Origin of the sequence: Streptomyces sp. NPDC000410 (assembly GCF_040300305.1) — a bacterium.
In the GTDB taxonomy this organism is placed as follows: Bacteria; Actinomycetota; Actinomycetes; order Streptomycetales; family Streptomycetaceae; genus Streptomyces.
Window position 1 is genome coordinate 1 of record NZ_JBEPDM010000041.1, and the last position, 24931, is coordinate 24931.

General features: G+C 72.4%; 18 protein-coding genes and 1 pseudogene. 8 read left to right on the forward strand and 11 right to left on the reverse strand.

Annotated features, from left to right (window positions below):
• Positions 1-91 precede the first annotated feature (91 nt).
• Both ABT342_RS29365 and ABT342_RS29370 read right to left on the reverse strand, forming a co-directional pair.
• Positions 92-916 carry an MBL fold metallo-hydrolase gene (locus tag ABT342_RS29365; RefSeq protein WP_351580432.1) on the reverse strand — a complete coding sequence of 275 codons (825 nt, stop codon included), beginning with the start codon at positions 914-916 and terminating at the stop codon, positions 92-94.
• Entirely contained in the window at positions 913-1362 is a 450-nt protein-coding gene (locus tag ABT342_RS29370) for an ester cyclase (RefSeq protein WP_351580435.1), read from the reverse strand. Before ABT342_RS29370 ends, ABT342_RS29365 begins: the two co-directional genes overlap by 4 nt.
• A 162-nt stretch (positions 1363-1524) precedes the next feature.
• On the opposite strand from ABT342_RS29370, the gene ABT342_RS29375 reads away from it, so the two are divergent.
• The 3 genes and pseudogenes from ABT342_RS29375 (at position 1525) to ABT342_RS29385 (ending at position 5196) form a co-directional block, all read left to right on the forward strand.
• The gene (locus tag ABT342_RS29375; protein WP_351580438.1) at positions 1525-1983 is read left to right on the forward strand and encodes a hypothetical protein; all 459 of its coding nucleotides are present in this window, start codon (positions 1525-1527) and stop codon (positions 1981-1983) included.
• Positions 1984-1991: 8 nt separating this feature from the next.
• Entirely contained in the window at positions 1992-3263 is a 1272-nt protein-coding gene (locus ABT342_RS29380; RefSeq protein ID WP_351580441.1) for an endonuclease/exonuclease/phosphatase family protein, read from the forward strand.
• A 5-nt stretch (positions 3264-3268) separates the two neighbouring features.
• Positions 3269-5196, forward strand: a pseudogene (locus ABT342_RS29385) (FUSC family protein).
• A 266-nt stretch (positions 5197-5462) separates the two neighbouring features.
• Here the strand turns inward: ABT342_RS29385 and ABT342_RS29390 are convergent.
• Positions 5463-5846, reverse strand: coding sequence for an RNA-binding S4 domain-containing protein (locus ABT342_RS29390; RefSeq protein ID WP_502965635.1), 384 nt, complete (start codon positions 5844-5846; stop codon positions 5463-5465).
• A gap of 69 nt (positions 5847-5915) precedes the next feature.
• On the opposite strand from ABT342_RS29390, the gene ABT342_RS29395 reads away from it, so the two are divergent.
• Together ABT342_RS29395 and ABT342_RS29400 are read left to right on the forward strand one after the other, a co-directional pair.
• Positions 5916-7391: an APC family permease gene (locus tag ABT342_RS29395; RefSeq protein WP_351580447.1), complete on the forward strand. Its 1476-nt coding sequence runs from the start codon at positions 5916-5918 to the stop codon at positions 7389-7391.
• Between the two features lie 65 nt (positions 7392-7456).
• Positions 7457-8419 (forward strand): hypothetical protein, encoded by a 963-nt coding sequence (locus ABT342_RS29400; RefSeq protein ID WP_351580450.1) that lies wholly within the window; start codon positions 7457-7459, stop codon positions 8417-8419.
• Here ABT342_RS29400 and ABT342_RS29405 read toward each other — a convergent pair.
• From ABT342_RS29405 to ABT342_RS29415, 3 genes are all read right to left on the reverse strand, one after another.
• Positions 8412-10058 (reverse strand): IS200/IS605 family accessory protein TnpB-related protein, encoded by a 1647-nt coding sequence (locus ABT342_RS29405; RefSeq protein WP_351580452.1) that lies wholly within the window; start codon positions 10056-10058, stop codon positions 8412-8414. The two genes, ABT342_RS29400 and ABT342_RS29405, sit on opposite strands and share 8 nt — an antisense overlap.
• Positions 10051-10626, reverse strand: a complete 576-nt coding sequence (locus ABT342_RS29410) for an IS607 family transposase (RefSeq protein WP_351580455.1) — start codon at positions 10624-10626, stop codon at positions 10051-10053. The genes ABT342_RS29405 and ABT342_RS29410 overlap by 8 nt, the downstream gene beginning before the upstream one ends.
• A 117-nt stretch (positions 10627-10743) precedes the next feature.
• Positions 10744-12810, reverse strand: coding sequence for a PhoX family protein (locus ABT342_RS29415; RefSeq protein ID WP_351580599.1), 2067 nt, complete (start codon positions 12808-12810; stop codon positions 10744-10746).
• Between the two features lie 282 nt (positions 12811-13092).
• On the opposite strand from ABT342_RS29415, the gene ABT342_RS29420 reads away from it, so the two are divergent.
• A complete protein-coding gene (locus ABT342_RS29420; RefSeq protein WP_351580458.1) occupies positions 13093-14913 on the forward strand; it encodes a VWA domain-containing protein in 1821 nt (606 codons plus the stop codon).
• A gap of 84 nt (positions 14914-14997) precedes the next feature.
• On the opposite strand, the gene ABT342_RS29425 is transcribed toward ABT342_RS29420, so the two are convergent.
• Both ABT342_RS29425 and ABT342_RS29430 read right to left on the reverse strand, forming a co-directional pair.
• Positions 14998-16086 carry a sensor histidine kinase gene (locus tag ABT342_RS29425; RefSeq protein WP_351580461.1) on the reverse strand — a complete coding sequence of 363 codons (1089 nt, stop codon included), beginning with the start codon at positions 16084-16086 and terminating at the stop codon, positions 14998-15000.
• Positions 16083-16739: a response regulator transcription factor gene (locus tag ABT342_RS29430; RefSeq protein WP_351580464.1), complete on the reverse strand. Its 657-nt coding sequence runs from the start codon at positions 16737-16739 to the stop codon at positions 16083-16085. The genes ABT342_RS29425 and ABT342_RS29430 overlap by 4 nt, the downstream gene beginning before the upstream one ends.
• Positions 16740-16793: 54 nt before the next feature.
• Here ABT342_RS29430 and metG point away from each other — a divergent pair, with 54 nt between their 5' ends.
• Positions 16794-18428, forward strand: coding sequence for a methionine--tRNA ligase (gene metG, locus ABT342_RS29435; RefSeq protein ID WP_351580467.1), 1635 nt, complete (start codon positions 16794-16796; stop codon positions 18426-18428).
• Positions 18429-18878: 450 nt separating this feature from the next.
• Here the strand turns inward: metG and ABT342_RS29440 are convergent, their stop codons facing one another.
• The gene (locus ABT342_RS29440) at positions 18879-19613 is read right to left on the reverse strand and encodes a hypothetical protein (protein WP_351580471.1); all 735 of its coding nucleotides are present in this window, start codon (positions 19611-19613) and stop codon (positions 18879-18881) included.
• Positions 19614-19768: 155 nt separating this feature from the next.
• Positions 19769-21556, reverse strand: a complete 1788-nt coding sequence (gene aspS, locus ABT342_RS29445; RefSeq protein WP_351580474.1) for an aspartate--tRNA ligase — start codon at positions 21554-21556, stop codon at positions 19769-19771.
• Positions 21557-21748: 192 nt separating this feature from the next.
• Here aspS and ABT342_RS29450 point away from each other — a divergent pair, with 192 nt between their 5' ends.
• On the forward strand, positions 21749-23929 hold the full coding sequence (locus ABT342_RS29450; RefSeq protein WP_351580477.1) for an ATP-binding SpoIIE family protein phosphatase: 2181 nt from the start codon (positions 21749-21751) through the stop codon (positions 23927-23929).
• On the opposite strand, the gene ABT342_RS29455 is transcribed toward ABT342_RS29450, so the two are convergent.
• Positions 23851-24924, reverse strand: coding sequence for an AI-2E family transporter (locus tag ABT342_RS29455; RefSeq protein WP_351580480.1), 1074 nt, complete (start codon positions 24922-24924; stop codon positions 23851-23853). The two genes, ABT342_RS29450 and ABT342_RS29455, sit on opposite strands and share 79 nt — an antisense overlap.
• Positions 24925-24931: the final 7 nt, after the last annotated feature.

Below are 24931 nucleotides of genomic sequence, written 5' to 3' on the forward strand. Positions count from 1 at the left end.
CAGCGCCCGGACACCGGCAACCGCAGGCAAACACCGCAATCTGAAACAGGGAGCGACTCATGTGGCGGCCCACGGACTCAAAACCAGGTCACTAGCCCCCCGCAGCCAGCAGCGCGAACTCCCGCGCGTCGTGGGCCGAGAAGACGCGGATCAGCTGGGGATGCGCCCGGCGCAGCTCGCGCAGCCGCTCCAGCTGGATCAGGCGCAGCTCGTGGTCGTCGGCGACCAGCCGCTGGTGGAGAGCGACCGCGCGGGGGCAGCGCGGCCGGCGCGGGTCCATCTCGCCGTGGAAGAAGTACGCGTCGCCCGCGTGCAGCAGCCAGCGGTCCGGCTCCTGGACGGCGACCGCGCTGTGGCCCCGGGTATGGCCGGGCAGCGGCACCAGGAGGATGCCGGGGTCGCGCAGCACCCGGGAGGCGGGCAGGCCCAGCCAGTCCGAGTCGGCGGTGTCGTGGACGGCCCAGTCCACGGCGTGCGCCCACTGAGCGGGCCGATAGCGGTTCGCTTCGAGCCGGGTGTCGCGGCGCATCGCCGCGCGGTACTCGTCCGCCATCACATGGACCCGTGCCTGCGCGAAGTCGGCGAGACCACCGGCATGGTCCAGGTCCAGATGGGTGAGAACGATGTCCCGGACGTCGCGCGGGTCGTATCCGAGCGCCCTGACCTGGTGGACCGCCGTACGCGCCAGGTCCAGCCGCGGCCGCATCGTACGGCGGAACACCCCGCCGAGGCGGCGCGGGTCGGAGACGTCCGCCACGCCCAGGCCGGTGTCGACGAGGACGAGTCCGTCGCCGGTCACCACCAGCAGGCAGTGCCCGACGAGCGGGGCGCCGCCGAGGGGGCGCATGGGCGCGCAGTCGAGGTGGTGGACGGTGGTGGCGGGGCGCCGCCCAGGGGTGCCGGGGGTCGTGCTCACAGGGGGAGACCCGGCATCAGGCCGAGCTGGGTGAGGACGGTCGCGGTGTCGAAGTACACGCGTTCGCAGACGAGTCGCTCTTCCTCTCGCCCCGCCTCTCGTTCCTCCTCGAAGAGGAACACCGCGAGCATCCGGCAGCGGAACGAGCGCCCGGTGGGCGGGAACCCGTACAGCTCACCGAGGTGGGTGCCGAGCAGGTCGAACTCGACGAAGACCGCGTCGTCGGCGTGGCGCAGCGAGACGAGCTCGTTGCGCTGGTCCGGGAAGGCCGTGCGGGTGGCCCGGTAGTACGCCGCGACCTCGGCCGGGCCGTCGTGGACCTGGCCGGTGGCCACGATCTCGTAGCGGGGGTGGCCGAAGGTCTTCAGCGTCGCGTCGAACTCGTGCCGGTTCTCGCTGTCCATGTGTTCCCGCACCAGGGCCTCACGTGCCGCGCGGTCCGTCATCTTCGTTGCCCTCCACACGAGTCGAGGCTTCTTACCCCGTACGTACGGCGCGGGTCGGCAACCGGTTCGACGTACATGAAGGGGAGTGGCGTATGGCGCCGCCGTAGCGCGCATGGGCGCTCTCCGGTCGCCGGGACCGGGGGTGGGGCGCAGGGTGGCCCCATGGGACTGATACGTGGCATACGCAAGGCCGCCGTGTTCGCGGTGGCGGTCATCGCCGTCGCGATCGCGGCGGGAGCGGGGGGCTGCTCGGAGGAGGGTGGCGAGACACCGGAGTCGGTGGTGTCCCGGGCCACGGAGAAGATCAGCGAAGCGGTCGAGTCGCAGATGGCCGAGGTGCGGGACGGCATCAACGCCAAGGGGGACGTACGGGCCGGCCCCACCGAGGTCGACAAGGACGGCCGCACGACCGCCATGATCACCGCGACGAACACCACCGAAAAAGCCGCGGACTACACGATTCAGGTCAACTTCCGGGACCCGGACGGCAACCTCCTCGACGCCGTCGTCCTGACCATCGACGCGGTCCCCTCGGGCGGGTCCCAGGCCGGCACGGCGCGCAGCAACCGTGACCTGTCCGGCACGACGACCGCCGAGATCGCACGGGCCCTGCGCCACTGAGCCGTACGGTGGCCGCCGAACTCTTCGACCGCGCCGGCCGTTCGAGAGTCATGCACCTTCCGCACAGCGGCGACCCCGAGGACCGGGGCACCACTCCCACGGCCCACGCCGGGCCCGCCGACAGCCCCGGGGCGCAGGTCCCGCCCCCGGTCGGATCCACGCCCGCCGGACCCGCCGACAGCCCCGAGGCGACGGCCGGGCCCGCCGACAGCCCTGGGGCGAGCGCCGGGCCGCCCCGGCGCTCCCCCTGGCGGCGGGCCGGCAGCCGGGGCGCCGGCGTCGCGCTCGCCGGAGCGGGGGTCGTCGTCGGGTGCAGGATCGTCGGTGTCGACGGGATCACGCCCGTGCCGCAGCTGCTCGCGTTCCTGCCGTGGATGCTGGTGCCCGCCGGGCTCGGGCTGCTGCTCGCCGCCCTCGCGCGGCACCGCGGGCTCGTGGCGTGCGCCCTGGTCGTCCTGACCGCGACCAGCTGGTACGTACAGCCGTACGACACCGACCCGCGCACGCCGCACGGCCCCGTCGTCGCCCGGCTGCGCGTCCTCACCGCCAACGTGGAGTTCGGGCAGGCGACCGGGGACCTCGTCGCCGCCGTCCGGCGCGAGAAGCCGGACCTGGTGTTCGTCCAGGAGTGCGCCCGCGCCTGCTCCGAGGCCCTCGCCGGCCGGATCCCGCGCGCCGACTACCCGTACCGCACCGTCGTCGAGGGCGAGTTCGCGAGCGGCTCGGCGATCCTCTCCGCCCACCCCCTCACGCCAGCGCCCGGCATCCGGGGCGTACTGGCCATGCCCGGCGCCGAGGCGCGGATCGGCGGCCGCACCGTCCAGCTGCAGCTGGCCCACCCCCTGCCGCCCATCCCGGGCGGCGTCGACGCCTGGCGCGAAGAGCTCGGCCTCGTCAGCGCCTACGCCACCGCGCACAAGGACCGCCCGGCCATCCTCGCGGGCGACTTCAACGCCACCCAGGACCACGCCGCCTTCCGCCGCCTCCTCGACGCCGGCGATCTGCACGACAGCGCCCGCCTCGCGGGGGCGTCGCGCACCCCGACCTGGCCCGCCACCGCCCCCAGGCCGCTCGGGGCACAGATCGACCACGTCCTCGTCAGCGAGGACTTCGGCGTCACGGGCGCCCGGTTCCTCGACCTCGCCGACACCGACCACCGCGCGCTGCTCGTCGCGCTCGAACTGCGCGACGCGGGCGACGCGCGCGACACGGGCGGCGCGCGCGACACCGGCGACGCGCGCGACACCGGCGACGCGCGCGACACGGGCGACGGGGGGTGACGGCGATGGCGCGACTGGCTCCGCCCCCGTGGCTGACGGCGGGCCTGCGGCCGCAGCCCGCGCCCATCCCCTGGGCGGCCGTCGCCCGCGCCGCCATCGCCCTGTCCGCCCCGCTCGCCGTCGGCTTCGCCATGGACGAGCCGGTGTACGGGGCGCTCGTATCGATGGGCGCGCTGTCCGGCGTCATCGGCGACACCGCCGACGCGTACCGGATGCGGCTCTTCAACATCGCCGTCCCGCAGCTCTTCGGCGCCCTCGGCGTCACGCTCGGCACGCTCGTGTACGGCGAGGGCTGGGCCGCGGTCGGCGTCCTCACCGCCGTCGCGCTCGTCTCCGGCATGATCTCGTCGATCGGCGCGGTCGCCTCCGTATCCGGACTGCTGCTCCTGCTCAACGCGGTGGTCGGCGCCGGGCTCCAGATGCCCGCCCCCTGGTGGAAGGCCCCGCTCCTGCTCGGCCTCGGCGGCCTGTTCGTGCTCGCCCTCGCCCTCCTCGGCTGGCCGCTGCGCGGCGGCGTGCCGGAACGGTCGGCGGTCGCGGCCACCTACCGCTCGGTCGCCGATCTGCTGGCAGCGGCGGGCGCGTGACGGCCGCCACCTACGACGAGCGCCGCCAGGCGGTCACCACGTCCCTCAACACCTCCTACGACCTGATCCTCGCCCGCCGCACCCGCGACCACGGCCGCAATCCGTCCCTCGTACGGCTGCTCGCCCAGCTCAACGCCGTCATCCCGATCGTCGAGGCCGCCCCCGCCGCGCATCTGCGGGGGCGTCCGCTCCCCGACGCGATCCCCGCGGCCGTACGCGGCCTCGCGGACGCCGTCGAGGCGGGCCGCACCGGCGCCCCCGACCTTGACCTCCCGGCCCCCCACACCCCCTCGGAACGGGCCGTCGACCAGGCCCTGCGCTACGCCGCCACCGTCGTCCACGACACCGACCCGGACCCGGACAACGTGGACGACCGCCTCGGCCGCCCCGCCGCCCTGCACATCCGGGCCCGCCGCACCGCCCGCAACGTGCTGCTCTCCGAGACCTCCTGGCGGTACGGGCTCCGCCTCGCGCTCTGCATCGGACTGGCCCAGTCGTTCGTCTCCCTGGTCACGGTGGAGCGCTCGTACTGGGTCGCCCTCACCGTCACCTTCGTCCTCAAGCCCGACTTCGGCTCGGTCTTCTCGCGGGCCGTGCTGCGGGCGCTGGGCACGGCGGCGGGTCTCGTCGTCGCGGCGGCCGTCCTCGCGGAGGTGCCGCGCGGCTGGTGGGACGTGCCCGTGATGATGCTGCTCGCCGCGCTGATCCCCGCCTTCTCCGTGAAGGGGTACGCCTTCCAGACCGCGGCGATCACCCCCGTGATCCTGCTGCTGTCCGACCTGATCAACCGCCAGGGCACCGCGCTGCTCGTACCGCGCCTCGTCGACAGCCTGATCGGCTGCGCGATCGCGCTCGTCGCGGGCTATCTGCTCTGGCCGGAGAGCTGGCACAGCCGCATCGGCGACCGCCTCGCGGACTCGGTCGCGGACGCGGCACAGTACGTGGAGCTTTCCTTCGACGGCGACCCGGGGGAACGGGCGCGGGCGCGGCGCCGGCTGTACCGCGAGCTGTCCGCCGTGCGCTCCGAATTCCAGCGCGCCCTGACCGAGCCGCCGCCGACCGGGACGCGGGCGGCGGCGTGGTGGCCGCTGGTCGTCGCGGTCGAGCGCATCGCCGACGTCACGACGGCGGCGCGGGTGCGGGTGACGCACGGGGCCGCGGCCCCGGCCCCCTCCGAGGTCACGGACGTCGTCCGGCACCTGCGTGAGCTGTCGGAGGGGATCCGCTCCAGCGAGGAGCTGTACGAGGTGCGGGCGGATCTGCGGGGTGAGGAGGGCAGCGTGCTGTCGGCGCTGCGCCAGGAGGTGACGGCGGCGAGAGCGATCGCGTCACCGCGGCGGGGGTGATGGCGGGGGCGCGGTGAGGGCGGGGCGCGGTGGGGGGCGAGTGGGCCGGGGGCGCGGCGCCTGCGGCGGGCTCCTTCCCCTACCCGCCCCTTCCCGAACCGGGGCTCCGCCCCAGCCCCCATTGCGGGGGCTCCGCCCCCGAACCCCCGCGCCTCAAACGCCGGCGGGGCTGGTTGTGGGGGTCTGGGGCTTGCCCCCAGTTTTCGGGAAGGGGCGGGGCGGGGAGAAAGGCCCCGCGCAGCGGCCCCCGCTCCGCGCCCCTCGCCCTACCGTCCCTGCAGCCGGTCCATGTCCCGACGCTCGCGCTTCGTCGGGCGGCCCGCGCCGCGGTCGCGTACGCCCATCGGCGCCACGAACTCGCGCGGCGGAGGCGGCGGGCTGTTGTCGACGTAGCACTCGGTCGCCACCGGCGCGCCCACGCGCTTGCGGATCAGGCGGGAGACCACCACCACCCGCTCCCGGCCGGCGTGGAACAGCCGTACCTCGTCGCCCGCCTTCACCGCGTGCGCGGGCTTGACGCGCTCGCCGTTCACGCGGACGTGACCGCCGCGGCAGGCCGCCGCCGCATCCGAGCGGGTCTTGGTCAGCCGCACGGACCAGATCCAGCTGTCGACCCGTACGGTGCCCGCGTTCCCTCCGTCATCCGCCATGGCACCGACTCTACGACGGCGGACTACGATGCGTCCTCCGCCATTTGCCCTGCCGCGCAAGGACATTCGATGAGCAGCAACTCCAGCAGAGGGCTCCAGCCCAATGTCCTCGGCACGTTCGACACCATCGTGATGGCGGTGGCGGGCAGCGCCCCCGCGTACTCGCTCGCCGCGACCACCCCCGTGCTGGCCGGCGCCGTGGGCCTCGCGAGCCCCGCCGCGCTGCTCTTCTGCGCGATACCGATGCTCGGGATCGTGCTGGCCTTCAGCCGCCTCGGCAGGATCGACGTCAACGCCGGGGCCAGCTACTCCTGGGTGGGCCGCACTCTGCACCCCTTCCTCGGGTTCCTCTCCGGCTGGGCTCTGGTGATCTCGGCGACGATCTTCATGGTGGCCGGTTCGCTCCCGGCCGGCGCGATGACCCTCGCCCTCTTCGACCCGGCCCTCGCCTCGAACACCGCGCTCGCCGCGGCCACCGGCGCCTGCTGGTTCCTGGCCATGCTGCTCGTCGTCCTCGGCGGCGCCCGGCTGACCGTACGGGCCCAGCTGCTGATGTCCGGCGTGGAGCTCGCCCTGCTGCTGCTCTTCGTGCTCGCCGCCCTCCTCCACACGGGCTCCGCGCACGCCTTCGACTGGTCCTGGCTGGGCTTCTCGCACTTCGACGGCGCCTCGGGATTCGCCTCCGGCACGCTGATCGCCGCGTTCTACTACTGGGGCTGGGACGTCACGAGCAACCTCAGCGAGGAGACGCGCGACAGCCGCAGGACGGCCGGACTCGCCGCCCTCGTCGGCATCGGCATCGTCTTCCTCCTCTTCGAGGCGTTCACGATCGCCGTCAACGTCATCCTCACCAGCGAGCAGATCGAGGCCGGCGGCGCGGGCGTCCTCAGCGTGCTGGGCGCCGTGATCTGGCCCGGCGTCGGCGGGAAGGTGCTGATCGTGGCGGTGATGCTGTCGACCGTCGCCACCCTGGAGACCACCCTCATCCAGGTCACTCGGTCGCTGTTCGCGATGGGCCGCGACCGTACGATGCCGGCCGCGCTCGGCAGGGTGCACCGCCGCTGGAACACGCCCTGGGTGGCGATCACCGTCGTCGGCGCGGTCGCCCTCGCGATGTTCGTCGCCTCGACCGCGCTCGGCACGGTCGGCGACATCCTCTTCCACGCGGTGAACGCGATCTCCCTCCAGATCGCCGTCTACTACGGCCTCGCGGGGATCGCGGCGGTCGTCGCGTACCGCCGCATGCTGCTGACGTCCGTACGCGACTTCCTCCTCGGCGGCGTCTGGCCGCTGCTCGGTTCGGCCTTCATGTTCTGGACCTTCTTCGCGTCGCTCGGCGAGATGAACGACGCGGCGATCGCCATCGGCGTCGGGGGGCTCGCCGCCGGGGTGGTGCCGATGCTCTGGTACTGGCGGCGGGGAAGCGCGTACTACCGGCCCGCGAGACTGGACGCGGCGCGGGCGATGGAGGCGGCGGCACAGTACGAGATCTCCGCGTCCGGCAGGCGCGCCGGCCACCGCGAGTCGCTGGCCACGGACTTCTGACGGTTCCGACGCTTCTGACGGTTCCGACGCTTCCCTCCAGCAAGTCCAGCAGAAAGCAGACAGCCATGGCCGCCGCCCGTCGCCGCTCCGAGCCCGTCTTCGACCCGGACTTCGGCGACCGCCCGCTCACCGAGGCCCGCCACGACATCGTGATCGGCCGCTGGCAGGGCGTACGGGATCTGCTGTACGCCACCGGCACCGACTGGCCGCGCCGCACGCACCGGATACGCCAGCTCTCCCACGCGGCGGCCGGCAGCTCGGCGGTCGAGGCCTGGCGGGCGGCCGAACCGGACAACCCGGACGCGGCGGTACTGCGGGCGGCGACCGAGGTGGTGCGGGTCTTCGACCAGGCCATCGCGGCTGGCCGGGGCGTCGCGCTGGACCGCGGCCGGCTCGACGGGGCGGTGACGGCCTGCCTGGGCGCGGCGCGGGCGGCGCCCGCCGACCCGATGCCGTGGGTGTCGCTGCTGACCGTGGCGCGGCTGTACGAGCGTGGCGTGGGGCGGCGCGAACTGCGCGGGTGGTGGTCGGAGTTGCGGCGGCGCGACCCCGACAACATCGAGGGTCATGTGCAGCTGATGCGCTACTGGTCGGCGCGGTGGCACGGCACGCACGGCGCGATGTACGACGTCGCGCGCGACGCGGCCGGTGCGGCGCGGCCCGGCTCCCCGCTGCCGGTGCTGGTGCAGATCGCGCGCGTGGAGGAGTTCCGGTGCGCGGCCGAGGGCGCCCGGGGCCGGGCGGTGGTCCGCGACTTCGGCCAGCACTGGAAGCACGAGCTGGCGGTGACGGAGGTCCGGCGCACCTGGGAGCGGTGGATCGGCGGGCGCGCGAACGGCCCGCTGCGGCCGGAGGAGATCCTCGAGCTCAACTATCTGGCCCACGCGGCCTGTTACGCGGGCGAGCGCGAGACCGCCCGCAGGCTGTTCACGATGCTGGGCACGCGGGCGGCCCGGGTGCCGTGGTCGTACACGGGTGATCCGGCGGAGCAGTACGTCCGCTTCCGCCGGTCGACGGGCGTCACGTAGGACACCGTTCCTCATCAGTGAGCAGGAGTGAGTCCTGTACCCATACCTGCTCACTGCGGACATCCCGAACGGTTTTGGATGTCCTGGTCACCCGCGTACTCGCCGCGTCCGGCGGCACGGATCGTGTCCGTGGTCCGGGAATGCGGGGGCGGGGTCCCTCACGCCCGGGGGCACGCCGGTCGGCCTGGACGGTCCGATGCCCGTGCACATCGCTCTGGTGTGCACGGGGCGGTGTCGTCCGTCGCCGGATCGGATGCCCCTGGGCGCGTCGCCCGATCGCGATGCTCGCGGCATCGTGACGGGTGGTCTTACGGGTGGGGGTGGGCATCGACTTCTGCCAGTGCTGGGCGCCCCACTTGCTGGTGTACGCCGGATCGACGGCGATGATCGAGATGCCGGTCTGGTCGGCCATCGAGGTCAGCCGGGCACGCAGGCGGCCGGTGGGCATGCCCGAGATCAGCTGCCTGAAGCGGCGCCTGCTCCCGTGCTTCTCTCTGGTCTTGTCCGCCGTGAAGTCGAGGTCCTCGACCGCGATGGCTGTGACACCGCAGGACTCGGCCCAGTTCAGCAGCCTCGACAGGGCGTGCCGCACCTGGGCGTCACGATGGTCTGCGCTGCCGGACAGCTCGTAGCCGAACCGGCGGGGCCGACCGATCGGGTTTCCATGGGCATCGAGGCGCCACGCGGCCAGGTGGTCGGCGTTGGTGTCCACACCGATCACGCCGTGGGCAAGGGCTGCTTCGATCGGGACGGTCTTGGTCGGCGGGATCTGCCAGGAGGCCGTCACATACCAGCGCCCACGCCTCGTGTCGTGGTGGATGCGGTAGGCGACCGCCCGGTTCGCTTCCACACGGTCGGCCCACTCCTGGCCCCGGTGCGCGAAGCGCACCTTCGCGGCGAGTACGTACCGGCCATGCGCAGCGTTGGCCAGACCGGCGAGCGGGGCCGGGAGCTTGATCGACACCTCGCCCTCGGGCGAGATACGGATCGTCTCGTTGCCGAACCTTTTCCCGGACTCGCCGTCGGCCTGAAGGAACCAGCGCCCGGCTTCCCAGCGTTCGCGCCATTCGGCCTCGGTGAGCTGCGCCTCGTCGAGGTGGTGGCGGGTGTTGAGTAGACGTTTACCGCCCCGCACCACATGGACGACCCCGTTCCCCCAGTCGGCGCGGACGGTGGCGAGCCGGTCTTCGAGGACACGAAGGCGGCGCGTCTTGTGAAACCATTCACGGGCGGAGCGGTAGCCGCCCGGAGCGCGCTTGCCGCCCTTCTCGCCGACCGGGAGCGACAGGCGGTGCCGGATCGCCTGGACGCCGACTTCGAGAGACTGCATATGCGCTGCCTGCCCGCGCCGGGCCAGCGCCCACTGGTCGTGCGCGGCCTTGGTGATACTTCCCGCCCACCGCGAGGACGACTGGGCCGTCAACTCCCGCTTCCGCGCCGCCCACGTGTCGGCGGAGTTCTGGGGCCCGTCAGCGCAGCGGGCCTTGAGGTCCTTCGACGCGAGCGATCCCAGGTGCGCACCCACCAGCCTGAACACCTTCTCGTCCTCGGGCGTCAGGTGCTTCAGGCGGTCACGGACCGCCACACCGGACGGGCCGAGAGCGATGAACGGCGCGGCGATCGGGCGGAGGTCAGCCATGTTCGGCGGCCTCCAGTGCCTTGCGGGCGCGGTTCTTCGCCGACCTGCGCCCGTACAGGCGGGCGCAGAACGAGGTCAGTACCTCCACCATGTCCCGCACCAGGTCGTCTTCGACCTCGCCGTCGTCCAGCACCAGCAGGCGACGGCCCGTCGCGGACAAGACGGCCTCGACAAGCTCGACGTTCATCCGGCCAAGCCGGTCCTTGTGCTCCACCACCACGGTGGTCACGTTCGGGTCGGCCAGCAGACGCCGGGCCTTGGGACGGCAGCCGTTCATCCCGGAAGCGATCTCCGCCTCGACACGAACGACCCGGTGGCCGGCCTCCACTGCCCACGCCGACAGCCGAGCGACCTGGCGTTCCAGATCGGTCTTCTGCTCGTGCGAGGACACGCGGGCATACAGGCCCAGACCTCCAATGGCCTCGGGCGTGGTGCTCGCGTCGATGTTCACCAGGATCGTGCGTGGCCCGACCCGCTGTGCCGGTACCGGCAACGTCCCCTCACGGAACCAGCGATACGCGGTCTGCGGATGCACGCCCTGCGTCTTCGCCCATTCCGTCAGATTCACGCTCTGACGACGACACTCACTTATACATAGTTACGCTCACTTACCCGACTTCGAGAACCAGCAGGTGGAGACCCCTACGGGTCCCGGCGGGAGTGGCCGGGACCCGTGTCACGGGAGTCAGACGCCGATGCCGCGGCCGTCCGCGCGGTAGACGGCGACGACCGACGGGCGCACGATCCTGCCCGGTCCGTCCGGCCACACCGAGGCGGGCTTCTCGACGGACGCGCCGTCGATCTCACCCGGGTGCTGCACGGCGACGATCACGCGCCGGTCCTGGATGATCGGGCCGCAGGTCTCCGCGCCCTTCGGGACGGTCAGGAACTGCTTCAGCTCACCGCGCCGCTCGCCCTGCGTGGCGACACCGAACAGGCCGTCGTGCGAGCCGAGCTGGGCGCCGTCGGTGGAGATCCACAGGTTGCCGTGCGGGTCGAAGGCCACGTTGTCCGGGCAGGAGATGGGGCTGACCTTGTCCTTCGGGTAGCCCGCGAAGTACGTGGCCGGGTCGTTCGGGTCGCCCGCGACCAGGAACAGCCGCCAGGCGAAGCCGTCGGACGCCGGGTCGTCCCAGTTCTCGGCGAGCTCCAGGATCTGGCCGTGCTTGTTGAGGTTGCGCGGGTTGGCCTCGTCGGCGCCCGGGTTGGTGCCCTTGCCACGGTTGGTGTTGTTCGTCAGGGCGACGTACACGCGGCCGGTGCGGGGGCTCGGCTCGACGTCCTCGGGGCGGTCCATCTTCGTGGCGCCGACCTTGTCACCGGCCAGGCGGGTGAAGACGTACACCTCCTCGGCGGTCATGCCGGGGACGTGCGACGTGTTGCCGGTGGCCAGCGGTATCCACACGCCGGTGCCGTCGAACTCGCCGTCGTTCGGATGCTTGCCGGTGCCGTCGATCTCCGCGGCCGGGGAGTCGCCGGTGAGCTTGGCGACGTACAGCGTGCCCTCGTCGAGGAGCGTGAGGTTGTGCTCGCGGGCGGCGCGGCTGTTGCCCTTCTTCATCCGCTTGCTCGACACGAACTTGTAGAAGTAGTCGAAGCGCTCGTCGTCGCCCATGTAGACGACCGGGCGGCCGTCGCGGGTCAGGCGCGGCTGTGCGGCCTCGTGCTTGAAGCGGCCCAGCGCGGTGCGCTTGCGCGGGGTGGAGTCGGGGTCGTACGGGTCGAGCTCGACGACGTAGCCGAAGCGGTGGGACTCGTTGGGCTCCTGGGCGGCGTCGAAGCGCTTGTCGAAACGCTCCCACTTGCGCTCGGTCGCGCCGCTGCCGAGGCCGTAGCGCTTGTCGGTCGCGCTGGTGCCGTTGGCGAAGTACTGGTTGAAGTTCTCCTCGCCGTGGAGCGTGGTGCCCCAGGGGGTGGTGCCGCCGGCGCAGTTGTTCAGCGTGCCGAGGACCTTGGTGCCGGTCGGGTCGGCGGACGTCTTGAGCAGGGCGCTGCCGGCGGCCGGGCCGGTGAGCCGGAACTCGCTCGTGGCGGTCAGCCGGCGGTTGAGCCAGTGGCGGGTGACGGGCGTGAGCTTGCCGCTCCTGCGCTCCTCCTGGACTCCCACGACGGACAGGCCGTGCGCGGCCCAGGCGATCTCGACCTGCTCGCGGGTGGGGTTGGCGGCGTCGTAGCCCTTGAACATGAGCTGCTCGTCCGTGTACTCGTGGTTGGCCACGAGGACCTGGCGGCCGTGCTCGTCCAGGGGCAGCAGCGAGAGGAAGTCGTTGTTGTACCCGAACTGCCCGGCCTGTGCCTTGGCGGTCTGGTTGTCCGGGTCGAAGGAGGGCGCGCCGCGGAGGATCGGCTCACCCCAGCGAATGACGACGTTCTGGGTGTATCCGTCGGGAACGGTCACCTGGTCGGCGGTGTTGGGGGCGACGGGGGTGAAGCGAAGGCCCCGGGCGGCGCGGCCGCTGCCGCCGTGGCTGCCGTGGCCGTTCGCGGGGGCGCCGAGGGCGGGCGCCGCCTCGGCGGACGGGGCGCCCTGGGCGAGGACGGCACTGCCCGCGGCGGCGACGACGGTCGCGGCGGCGGCGGTGCGCATCATGGAACGACGGGACAGCGCTCCGGCGATGACGTCGCCGGCGTACTCGTTGTCGCTGGTGTTCGGCACCTCGTGGAAGCAGGCGTCACCACAGCGGTAACGACAGGTGAGGGCGGACCGGCCGCCCGCGTGGTTCGAGCCGAGCAGCGGCAGCAGTTTGCGCACTTCTTCCCCCAATAACTTCGGCGCGCCCTGCGCCGACATCGTGTCGGAATGTGTCCGGCCGTGACGCTAGGGCTCCACGTGTGCAGGATGGGGGTGGTTCAGTGAACGCCCGATGAATATGGGCCGACCGAGGCGGTCTTGACATCGGAGGGGGTTGCCGCCCTCCGGAACGGGCGGCGGCTAACCTTACGTGTCCGCCGTGGCCAGGGATGCGGGCCTGCCGCCCCAGGCGTCCCCGGACCGGACATTGATCGCACCCATTTCACGCGAAAGGCCTCGCCCATGGGCATTCGGAGCTTGCTGCGCAAGGTGTTCGGACGCGAGCGTGCGGAGCGCAACGATTCCTCCACGGGGCCGGTCTCGACGGCCCCGACGACCTCCACGACTACGACCACCCCCACCGCAACCGCGACTGCAACCGCAACCGCGACCGCGCCCTCCGTCCCGCCCCAGGCCGAGGCCCCCACGACGCCGGTCTCCCCGGCCGCTTCCTCGGCTTCCTCGGCTTCCCCGGAGGACCGCGCGGCGGACCTCGTCTCGGCGGCCTTCGACAACCCCACCCCCCGCCCCACGATCCCCCCGGCCCGCAGCTCGGACGCGACGACCGCCACGGCTGCCCGCCCGGCGGCCGACGACGCCACCGACACGGCACCCGCGGAGGCCGCCGAGCCCACCAAGACCGAGGCGGACACCCCCGCCCCGGAGGCGGAGGCCGCCACCGAGACCAAGGCCGACGAACCCGCCCCGGCGGAAGAGCCCCAGGCCGAAGCCACCGCTCCCGCCGTGGAGACGGAAGAGGCCCCCAAGGCCGAGACCCCCGTCCCCGCCGTCGAGGCGGAAGAACCCCAGGCCGAGATCCCCGCCCCCGCCGTCGAGGCGGAAGAGCCCCAGGCCGAGATCCCCGCCCCCGCCGTCGAGGCAGACGAGGCCCCCAAGACCGAGGCGGACACCCCCACCCCCGTGGACGAGCCCGCCAAGCCTGAGGCCGAGATCCCCGCCCCGGCGGAAGAGCCCGCCGAGGCCCAGGCGGACACCCCCGCCCCGGAAGCGGAAACCGCCACCGGGACCAAGACCGACGAACCCGCCCCGGCGGAAGAACCCCAGGCCGAAGCCACCGCCCCCACCGTGGAGGCGGACGAGCCCGCCAACACCGGGGACGACGTCCCGGCCCCCGAGGCGGAAGCCGCCACGGAGACGAAGGCCGACGAGCCTGCCAAGGCTGAGGCGGACGCCCCCGCCCCGGCGGACGAGCCCGCGGCCGAGGCCGACGAGCCCGTGGCGCAGGACAACGCCAAGGCCGACGAGCCCTCCGTCCCCGTCCCCGCCCCCGCCCCGGCGGCGGACGACATCCAGCCGGAGCCCGTCGCGGCCGCCGGCGCCGAGCCCGCCGTCGCCGACGACACCACCACCCCCGAGCCCACCGGCAAGTCCGCGTACTCCCTCGCGCGGGTCAAGGCGCGGGCCGCCGGGCTCGTCGGGGCGTACAAGGCGGCCGGGGCCGGGCTGAAGGCCGCCGGCCAGGTCGGGGCGCGGGCCAAGGTGTACCTCGTGCTGGACCGGTCGGGGTCGATGCGGCCGTACTACAAGGACGGCAGCGCCCAGCAGCTCGGTGAGCAGGTGCTCGCCCTCGCCGCGCACCTCGACGAGGACGCGTCCGTCCATGTCGTGTTCTTCTCGACCGACATCGACGGCACCGGGGAGCTCACCCTCACCGATCACGAGGGCCGTGTCGACGAGCTGCACGCCGGCCTCGGGCACATGGGACGCACCAGCTACCACCGCGCCGTCGAGGAGGTCGTCGAGCACTACGAGAAGTCCGGCGCCGACGGACCCGCCCTGGTGATCTTCCAGACCGACGGCGCGCCCGACGCGAAGCAGCCCGCCAAGCAGGCCCTCGCGGACGCCGCCGCCAAGCCGATCTTCTGGCAGTTCGTGGCGTTCGGCGAGCACGAGGCCAAGGGCTTCGACTTCCTGCGCAAGCTGGAGGCCGACAACGCCGCGTTCTTCCACGCGGGCCCCGACCCTCGCGAGCTCACCGACGCGGAGCTGTACAAGGGGCTCCTCGGCGGCTTCCCGGAGTGGCTGAACAGCCGCGAGAGCTAGGGCCTGTCCGGCGGATCAGGCTGAACAGGCCCTAGGGCCTGTCTTTTGGGTCAGGCCGGCCCGGCAAGATCCGAAAGACAGGCCCTAGTCCGCGTACGGGACGGAGGGCAGGCTCACGCGCACCACGAACCCGCCCTCCGGCCCCGGCTCCGCCTCCACCCGCCCGCCGTGCGCCACGGCCACCGACCGCACGATGGAGAGCCCGAGCCCCGCGCCCGGACCCATCCGGTCCCGCCCTTCCCCCCGCCGGAACGGCTCGAAGAGACCGGGGACGTCCTCCCGGGCGACGACCGGCCCGGTGTTGGCGACCACCAGGTCACCCCCGGCCACCCGTACGTCCACCGTCCCGCCCGGCACGTTGTACGTCACCGCGTTCGCCACCAGGTTGCGGACCAGCTGGCCCAGCAGCACCCGGTCCCCCCGGACCACCGCACCCCCCGGGGCCACGGCGCAGCTCACCCCGTACCGCGCGCACTCCTCCTCGACGACCTCCGCAAGGTCGACGTCCTCCCGCGCCGCCAGCCCGCGTTCACCGCGCGCCAGCACCAGCAGCCCCTCGATCAGCCGCTCACTGCGCCGGTTGCTGTCCAGCAGCACCTGCTTCACCGGCGAGTCGTCCTCCAGCCCCACCTGGATCGCGGCACGCTGCGTCGCCAGCGGCGTGCGCAGCTCGTGCGAGGCGTTCGCGACGAAACGCCGCTGGCTGTCGAACGCCGTCTCCAGCCGCCCCAGCAGCGCGTCGATCGTGTCGCCGAGCTCCTTCAGTTCGTCGTCGGGACCGCGCACGGCGATCCGACGGTCCAGCGCGTGTTCCGACAGCCTCCGCGCCTGCGCCGTCATCTCGTGCACGGGACGGAGCACGCGCCCCGCCATCCACCACCCGACCACCACCGCGATCACCGCCGTGATCAGCAGGGCGAGGGAGGACCACATCAGCATCTGCTGCGACGCCGCCTGCGACACGTCCTCGGTCAGCCGGTGCACGGTGACCGGCTCGCGTTGCGCGATCGACGCCGCCTCCTCCCGGGTGCCCGCCCGGGACAGCAGGTTCACGATCGCGAGCAGGCACGCCCCGAGGGCCAGGAAGACGGCCCCGTACAGCAGGGCGATCCGCGTCCGGATCGTCGATCCGGGCCCGAGACGTCCGGGATGACGTCCGGGATACGGCGTCACAGCACGTACCCCACGCCCTGCACCGTGCGGATCAGCCCCGGCTCCCCCAGCTTCCCGCGCAGCTTGCTCATGCACACCCGCACCGCGCCCGTGAAGGGGTCCGCGTGCGCGTCCCACGCCCGCTCCAGCAGCTCCTCCGCCGACACCGTGGCCCCGTCCGCCTCCAGCAGGATCTGGAGCACCGAGAACTCCTTCGGGGACAGCTCCAGCTCCCGGCCGTCCCGATGGGCCGTGCGCCGCGCCGTGTCGAGCCGCAGTCCGTGCCGCTCCAGCCGCGGCGGCACCGGCGGCCGGGCGCTTCGGCGCCGCAGCGCGCGTACCCGCGACACCAGCTCGGGGAACTCGAACGGCTTGACCAGGTAGTCGTCGGCCCCGAGATCGAGCCCCGCCACCCGGTCCTCCACCGACGCCGCGGCCGTCAGCATCAGGATCCTGGTCCGCGATCCGGCCGCGATCAGCTGCCGCGCGACCTCGTCCCCGTGCACGCGCGGCAGATCGCGGTCGAGGACGACGACGTCGTACGCGTACAGCCCCAGATGCTCGACGGCGGCGTCCCCGCCGTACACGGTGTCGACGGCGAAACCGGCCCGTCGCAGCCCGGTGGCGACCAGCTCCGCCAGTGGCTCTTCGTCCTCGGCTACCAGTATCCGCATGCCGGAAATTTATCGGTGTGAGTCGATCTCCCAACGGCCGTTAGGATTTCGACCATGGCGGCCACTGGATCCGAGAAGCAGGGGGCGAAGGCGTACTACGTCTCGACCCCCATTTACTACGTCAACGACGCTCCTCACCTGGGCCACGCCTATACGACCGTCGCAGGCGACGTGCTCACGCGCTGGCACCGTCAGCGCGGCGAGAAGGTGTGGTACCTCACCGGCACGGACGAGCACGGTCAGAAGATCATGCGCACCGCGGAGGCGAACGGCGTCACCCCGCAGGAGTGGTGCGACAAGCTCGTGGAGGAGGCGTGGAAGCCCCTCTGGGAGCACCTTGAGATCGCGAACGACGACTTCATCCGGACGACGGAGAAGCGGCACACGGACCGCGTCCAGGAGTTCGTGCAGGACCTGTACGACAAGGGCGAGATCTACAAGGGCGGGTACGAGGGCCCGTACTGCGTGGGCTGCGAGGAGTACAAGCTCCCCGGCGACCTGATCGAGGACGAGCAGGGTGTGAAGCTCTGCCCGATCCACAAGAAGCCGGTGGAGATCCTCAAGGAGGAGAACTACTTCTTCAAGCTGAGCGAGTACGGCCCGAAGCTGCTGGAGTTCTACGCCACGAACCCCGGCTTCGTGCAGCCCGAGTCCGCGCGCAACGAGGTCGTGAACTTCGTCCGGCAGGGCCTGCAGGACCTGTCGATCTCGCGGTCCACGTTCGACTGGGGCATCCCGATCCCGTGGGACGAGAAGCACGTCATCTACGTGTGGGTCGACGCGCTCCTGAACTACGCCACGGCGGTCGGCTACAACGAGAACCCGGCGAAGTTCGCGGACACCTTCCCGGCCAACGTGCACCTGGTCGGCAAGGACATCCTCCGCTTCCACGCCATCATCTGGCCCGCCATGCTGATGGCGCAGGGTCTGCCGGTGCCGGGTCGCGTGGCCGCGAACGGCTGGCTGATGGTCGGCGGCGAGAAGATGTCGAAGTCGAACCTGACGGGCATCAAGCCGCAGGACCTGACCTCGCACTTCGGCGTGGACGCGTACCGCTGGTACTTCCTGCGCGCGATCGCGTTCGGCCAGGACGGCTCGTTCTCCTGGGAGGACTTCACCGCCCGCTACACGAGCGAGCTCGCCAACGACTACGGCAACCTCGCGTCGCGCCTCGCCGCGATGGTCGGCAAGTACTTCGGCGGTGCGCTGCCGGAGGCGACCGCGTCCGGCGACGCCGAGAAGGCCGTCCAGGAGGGCCTGGCGAGGGCCGTGGCCGAGGCGGACCGGAAGATCGGCGAGGAGATCGACTTCCAGGGCGGCATCCTGGCGATCTTCGACTTCGTGAAGCAGGTCAACGGCTACATCACGGAGCAGGAGCCGTGGAAGGTCGCCAAGACTGCATTCGACCATGCTGCTGACGCAGCGGGGTCCGAGGAGGGCAAGGCCCGCCTCGCGACGATCCTCTACACGGCGGCCGAGTCCCTCCGGGCGGTGGCCGTGCTCCTGAACCCGATCATGCCGGACACCTCCCAGAAGCTCTGGGACTCCCTGGGCGCGGAGCCCTCCCTGGGCGCCCTCGCGGACCAGCGGGTCCAGGACGCGGGCGACTGGGGCCGCCTCCCGGCGGGCTCGACGGTGACGAAGGGCGCGGTGCTCTTCCCGCGCCTGGAGGACCCGAAGAAGGACTGAGGCACACGGGCGCGGGGCGCCGACTCGGGGGCGCTGCCCCCGAACCCCCGCGCCTCGATCGCCGGCGGGCTGGATTGTGGGGCTGCGCCCCACTTCCAGCCCGTCCGGCGTTCGAGGACACGGCCGAAGGCCGTACCGGGGGTCTCGGGGCGAGGCCCCCGGACCCTTTCAGCCCCGCCGACGCTTGAGGCGCGGGGCCTGGGGCAGCGCCCCCCACGCGGCGGAGCCGCAAATCGACGCCGCGGGATGGGGGTACTCCCCCTGGCTTCGCCGGGGGACCCCCACCCAGGCGAAGCTCTGGGGAGGGCGGGGCGGGGACAAGCCCGCCGCAGGCGCCCCCATCGCGGCGGAGCCGCACATCGACCCAGCCGGACGGGGCCGGGCAGGGGGGCACGAGCCCGCCGCAGCCGACGCCCACGCCCCACGCCCACCCGGCGGAGCCCCTCGCGCTCAGCGCGCCAGCGTCGCCGCGTCCCCCATCACCACCACCGGCTCCTTCCCCGGATCCAGCCACAGCAGCAGCTCCCGCATCCGGTCCAGCGTCAGCGACACGCACGCCTGCGTGGGGCCCCGGTGGTCGACGTGGATCCAGACACCGCCGCCCCGGGACCTGCCCATGGGCCGGGTCCGATCGAGCGGGGACGTGCCGGACTCGCGGTTGTAGTTGATGGCGACGACGTAGTCGAAGGAGCCCTCGAGGGGCTCGCCCAGGAAGCCGTTTCCCTCCGCGTTGAACTCGTCCGACTCGTGGTACGGCAGCTTCGTGCCCGGGTCCTCCAGCCGGCCGCCCGCGTCGGTCAGGCCGAAGACCCCCACCGGGGAACGGCGGTCCCCCGCCCAGTGGTCGTCGGTCCAGCCCTTCAGCGCGTTGTGGGCGGGCCAGGGCGCGGAGACGGACTTCCAGCCCTTCACCGGATCGCGTTCGTACAGCACGACGGCGGACTGGCTGGAGTCCTCGGACTCACCGGTCACGACGACGGCCTGGGCCGTCTCCTCGGGGATCTGCTCGCGCATCTCGGGGCCGAGGCCGGGGATCGCGGCGGGAGCGGCGCGGGGCGTCGACGCGGGCGCGCCCGGCCGGGCGGAGGCTCCGGGCTGCTTCGGGGACTCGCAGCCCAGGGCCACGAGCAGCAGTCCGGCGGCCAGCAGCGGCGCCGCTGTTCTGGTCTGTACGGTGCTGGGCATTTCACCGTACTTCCCGTTCCCGCCGCCCACCGACGGCCCGAAGGGCGCGAACGACTCGTTAGGGCGCACGAAGCGGTCCAGAAAGCCGAAGGGGCCCGGAACCGTGTCGGTCCCGGGCCCCTCACCGAAGCCCCGCGTCCAGGGCTCCTCCGGCCTTACTTGGTCGGCTTGTACGGCGTCGGCTTCGCCGGGCCCTTGTACAGGCTGATGTGCAGCTCCTTGAGCCGCGCGTCCTCGACCTCGGCGGGCGCGCCCATCAGCAGGTCCTGCGCGTTCTGGTTCAGCGGGAAGGCGATCGTCTCGCGGATGTTCGGCTCGTCGGCCAGCAGCATCACGATGCGGTCCACGCCCGGGGCGATGCCACCGTGCGGCGGGGCGCCGAACTGGAACGCGCGGAGCATGCCGGCGAACTCGCGCTCGACGGTCTCCCGGTCGTAGCCCGCGATCTCGAACGCCTTGAACATGATGTCCGGCTCGTGGTTCCGGATCGCGCCCGAGGACAGCTCGACGCCGTTGCAGACGATGTCGTACTGCCAGCCGAGGATGTCCAGCGGGTCCTGCGTCTCCAGCGCCTCAAGGCCGCCCTGCGGCATCGAGAACGGGTTGTGCGAGAAGTCGATCTTGCCGGTCTCCTCGTCCTTCTCGAACATCGGGAAGTCGACGATCCAGCAGAACCGGAAGACGTTCTCCTCGAAGTTCCCGGAGCGGCGCGCGGCCTCGACCCGCACCGCACCCATGATCTTGGAGACCTCGTCGAAGTCACCGGCGCCGAAGAACACCGCGTGCCCGGCCGCGAGGCCGAGGCGCTCGGTGAGGACCTTCACGTTCTCCTCGGTGAGGAACTTGGCGATCGGGCCGGTCAGCGAGCCGTCCTCGCCGACGCGCACCCAGGCCAGGCCCTTCGCGCCCTGCTCGACCGCGTACTCGCCGAGGCCGTCGAAGAACTTCCGCGACTGGTCCTGGACACCCGGCACCGGCAGCGCGCGCACGTGCTTGCCCGCGAACGCCTTGAACTCCGAGCCCTCGAAGACGTCGGTGATGTCCACCAGCTCCAGCTGGGCGCGCAGGTCCGGCTTGTCGGAGCCGTACTTGACCATCGCCTCGCGGAACGGGATCCGCGGGAACGGGGAGGTCACGTGCCGGCCGCCGCCGAACTCCTCGAACAGCTCGGTCATGAGCTTCTCGATCGGCTGAAAGACGTCCTCCTGCTCGACGAAGCTCATCTCGACGTCGAGCTGGTAGAACTCGCCGGGCGAGCGGTCGGCGCGGGCGTCCTCGTCGCGGAAGCAGGGCGCGATCTGGAAGTAGCGGTCGAAGCCCGCGATCATCAGCAGCTGCTTGAACTGCTGCGGGGCCTGCGGCAGCGCGTAGAACTTGCCGGGGTTCAGCCGGGACGGAACCAGGAAGTCACGGGCGCCCTCGGGAGAGGTCGCGGTGAGGATCGGGGTGGCCATCTCGTTGAAGCCGAGGGCCACCATCTTGTGGCGGATCGCGGCGATGACGGCGGAGCGCAGCATGATGTTGCGGTGCATGCGCTCGCGGCGCAGGTCGAGGAAGCGGTACTCCAGGCGCCGCTCCTCGTTGACGCCGTCGTCCGTGTTGATCGTGAACGGCACCTGGGCGGCGGCGCCGAGCACCTCGACCGAGGTGACCTCGATCTCGATCTCGCCGGTCGGCAGGTCGGGGTTCACGTTCTCGGCGCCACGGGCGGAGACCTTGCCGTCGACGCGGACGACGGACTCCTTGGTGAGGTGGCTGAGCGCCTCGTTGGCGGGGGTGCCGGGGCGGGCGACGAGCTGGACCAGGCCGTAGTGGTCGCGCAGATCGATGAAGAGGATGCCGCCCAGGTCTCGGCGATTGTGCAGCCAGCCGCTCAGCCGGACGTCGGTACCGACGTCAGAGGCGCGGAGCTCGCCGCAGGTGTGGGACCTGTACCGATGCATCGTCGTTCATCCAGTCTTCGTCGCGGTGGGGATGTGGCGACCCACGCAGGATGTGGGCAGACCCACCCAGGTTACCGTCCGGGCAGGGCATCCCCTTTCTGGATTACGGCTCGGCTCCGATCTCTGTCACGGCTCGGCTCCAGCCGGCGGTCCGGCACGTCACCGCGCGCCGCGCGTGAATACAGTAGGAAAATGCGCACCGAGGACGTCCTGGCCGCGATAGCGACCGGCCTGTGGCGCTGGGACAACGCAACCGGGATGGTCACCCTCGACGCGGAGGCGGCCCGGCTGCTCGGCCTGCCCGCGCAGGCGGGCACCTTCTCCGAGGCCGCCGTGCGCGCCCGCTTCCACCCGGTCGACTGGAACGAGATCAAGGCCATCGTCGGTCTCGCCGTCGCGGAGGGCACCCTCGCCGAGGCCCGGCTGCGGATCATGGACGAGGAGGGCCGGGTGCTGCGTACCGTACGCAGCCGTTCCAAGCCCGAGGCCACCGGCGGCGACTACCAGCTCTTCGGCACCATCCAGGAGGTCGCCGAGCCCGTCCCCGGCGCGACCGCCGCGCACGCCTCCATCACCGGCGACTGGCGCCGCTCGCGCGAGGCGTTCCTGCTGGACGCGGGCCGGGCGCTGGCGGAGGCCCGGTCCACGGCGGAGGTGCTGCGGGTCGCCGCGTCCCTGTCCATGCCGGGCTTCTCGCCGGACGGGCTCGCGGTCTTCGGGGTCGAGGGCGACCGGCTGCGGGTGCTCGGGCATCACGGGTACGACCGGACGGACGAGGGCCCGTTCGCCGACATGCCGCTGGACACCGAGTACCCGGCCGCCGAGGTGATCCGTACCGGCCGGGCGCTGTACGTCCCCTCGCCCGAGGAGTACCGCCTGCGCTACCCCCTCCTCTGGCCGGTCATCGAGCGCTTCGGCCGCCACTCCTGGGCGTTCCTGCCGCTGATCGTCGCGGGCCGCACGATGGGCACCTGGATGGCGGCCTTCAGCCACCCCGTCGCCTTCAGCCCCGACGAGCGGTCCGTGCTCACCACCGTCGCCCGGATGCTGGCGCAGGCCCTCGCCCGCGCCGGGGTCGCCGAGAACGAGCGGGAGCTCTCGCTCGGGCTGCAGCGCTCGATGATGCCGACGCTGGGGCCCGGCATACCCGGGATGTCGGTGGCCGCGCGGTACGTGCCGACCGGCGGCGGCCTCCAGGTGGGCGGCGACTGGTACGACCTGATACCGCTCCCGAACGGCAGGATCGCGCTGGTCATCGGGGACGTACAGGGCCATGACGTACGGGCGGCCGGGCTGATGGGCCAGCTGCGGATCGCCCTGCGCGCCTACGCCTCCGAAGGGCACCGCCCCGACGCCGTGCTCGCGCGCGCCTCCCGGTTCCTGGTCGGGCTGCACGAGTACGCCGAGACCGAGGCGTACGACGACGGGGACGTGGTCGAGCGGGCCGGGCCGTACAACGGACCGCGCTTCGCGACCTGTCTGTACCTGGAGTGCGACCCGGCGACCGGCACCCTCGACATCGCCCGCGCCGGCCATCCCGACCCGGCGATCCGGATGGCCGACGGCACGGTCATCCTGAGGCCCACCGACGGCGGGCTGCCGCTGGGGATCGACCCGGACAGCGACTATCCGACGACCCGGATCATGCTGGAGCCGGGCGAGACGATCATGATGTGCACGGACGGGCTGCTGGAGACCGGCGGGCACGATCTGGAGAGCGGCTGGGCCCGGATCCGCACCGTGCTGGAGGAGCACCGCGCCGAGGGCGACTCGCTGGAGCTGGAGAAGCTCGCGGACGCCCTCGTCCAGGCCGTCCACGGCCCCACCTCGCACTACACGACCGGACCGCTCGCCGACCGGCGCGAGGACGACATCGCGGTCCTGCTGCTGTCCCGGCACGGCAGGCCGCCGCGCCGCGCCCCGCGCCGTACGGTCCTGGCCGTGGCCCAGGCCGAGCCGGAGCGGATCGCGACCGCCCGCCACCAGGTGCGCGAGCTGCTGCACGACTGGGCCGACGAGGAGCAGGTCGACTCGGCGGTGCTGATGGTCTCCGAGATGGTCACCAACGTGCTCGTGCACACCGACGGCGACGCGCTGCTGGTGGCCGAGGCGGCGGGCGAGCACGGCAGCAGACGACTGCGGGTCGAGGTCTCCGACGCGAGCGACGAGCTGCCGCACAAGCGGCGGCCCGGCGAGTGGGCGTCGTCGGGGCGCGGTCTGCTGCTGATGGAGATGCTCGCGGACGTGTGGGGCGTGGATCCGCGGGGCACGGGCAAGTCGATCTGGTTCGAGCTCTACGAGCCGGGCCCGCCGGAGGGCGCGCCCGCCGAGATCCCGCCGGGGCCGTCCGTGGGCTCCCCTTCGGCCTCGTAACGCTTCCTCAGCTCACCGATCACCCCGAACGCGGCGGCGGTCAGCGGTACGGCGAGCAGCATCCCGAGGATCCCGGCGATGCTCGCCCCCGCGGTGATCGTCAGCATCACGACCGCCGGATGCATCTGGACCGTACGGCTCTGGATCATGGGCTGGAGCACGTGCCCCTCCAGCACCTGCACCGCCAGCACCACCCCGAGCGCCCAGAGCGCGATCACGAACCCCCGGTCGGCGAGCGCGACCAGCACGGCGACCGAGCCGGAAATGAACGCCCCGAGATAGGGGATGTACGCGAACACGAAGACGAGCGCCCCGAGTCCGATCGCGCCGGGTACGCGCAGGATCAGCAGCCCGATGGTGATGCAGACGGCGTCAATCAGCGCGATGAACGTGGTGCCGCGCATGAATCCCTCGACGGCCTCGAACGCCCGCCGCCCCATGGCCTCCGCCATGTCGCCGGTGGAGCGGGGCACGAGGGAGCGCAGGGTGCCGACCGCCCGGTGGGAGTCCCGCAGGAAGAAGAAGATCAGCAGCAGGGCCAGCACCGCGATCGCGATCACCTCGGCGACCACGCTGAGCCCGGAGATGACCCCGGACGCGGCGGTCCCGCCGAACTTGCTGAGCAGCTTGCGCGCGTTGGCAGCCACGTCGTCCAGTGAGGTGCCGGCGGCCCCGAAGTGCTTGGTGAGGTCCTGTGCGACCTGTCTGAGCGAGGCCACGATCTGGTCGCCCGACTCGATGAGCGCGGCGGCCACGATGTAGACCGCCCCGCCGACGACGGCTACGGCTGCGAGGCAGGTCAGCCCGGCGGCCACCGACCGCTGCACCTTCATCCGGATGAGCCGCCGGTACAGCGGCCCGAGCAGCGCGGTGCCGAGCAGCGCGAGCAGCACGGGCGTGACGGCGGTCTTGAGGGCGGCGATCAGCCACACCCCGACGGCGGCGACCCCGATGACGAGCAGCGCGACGAGGCACCAGGCGGCGAGGCGTCGCACGGGCCGG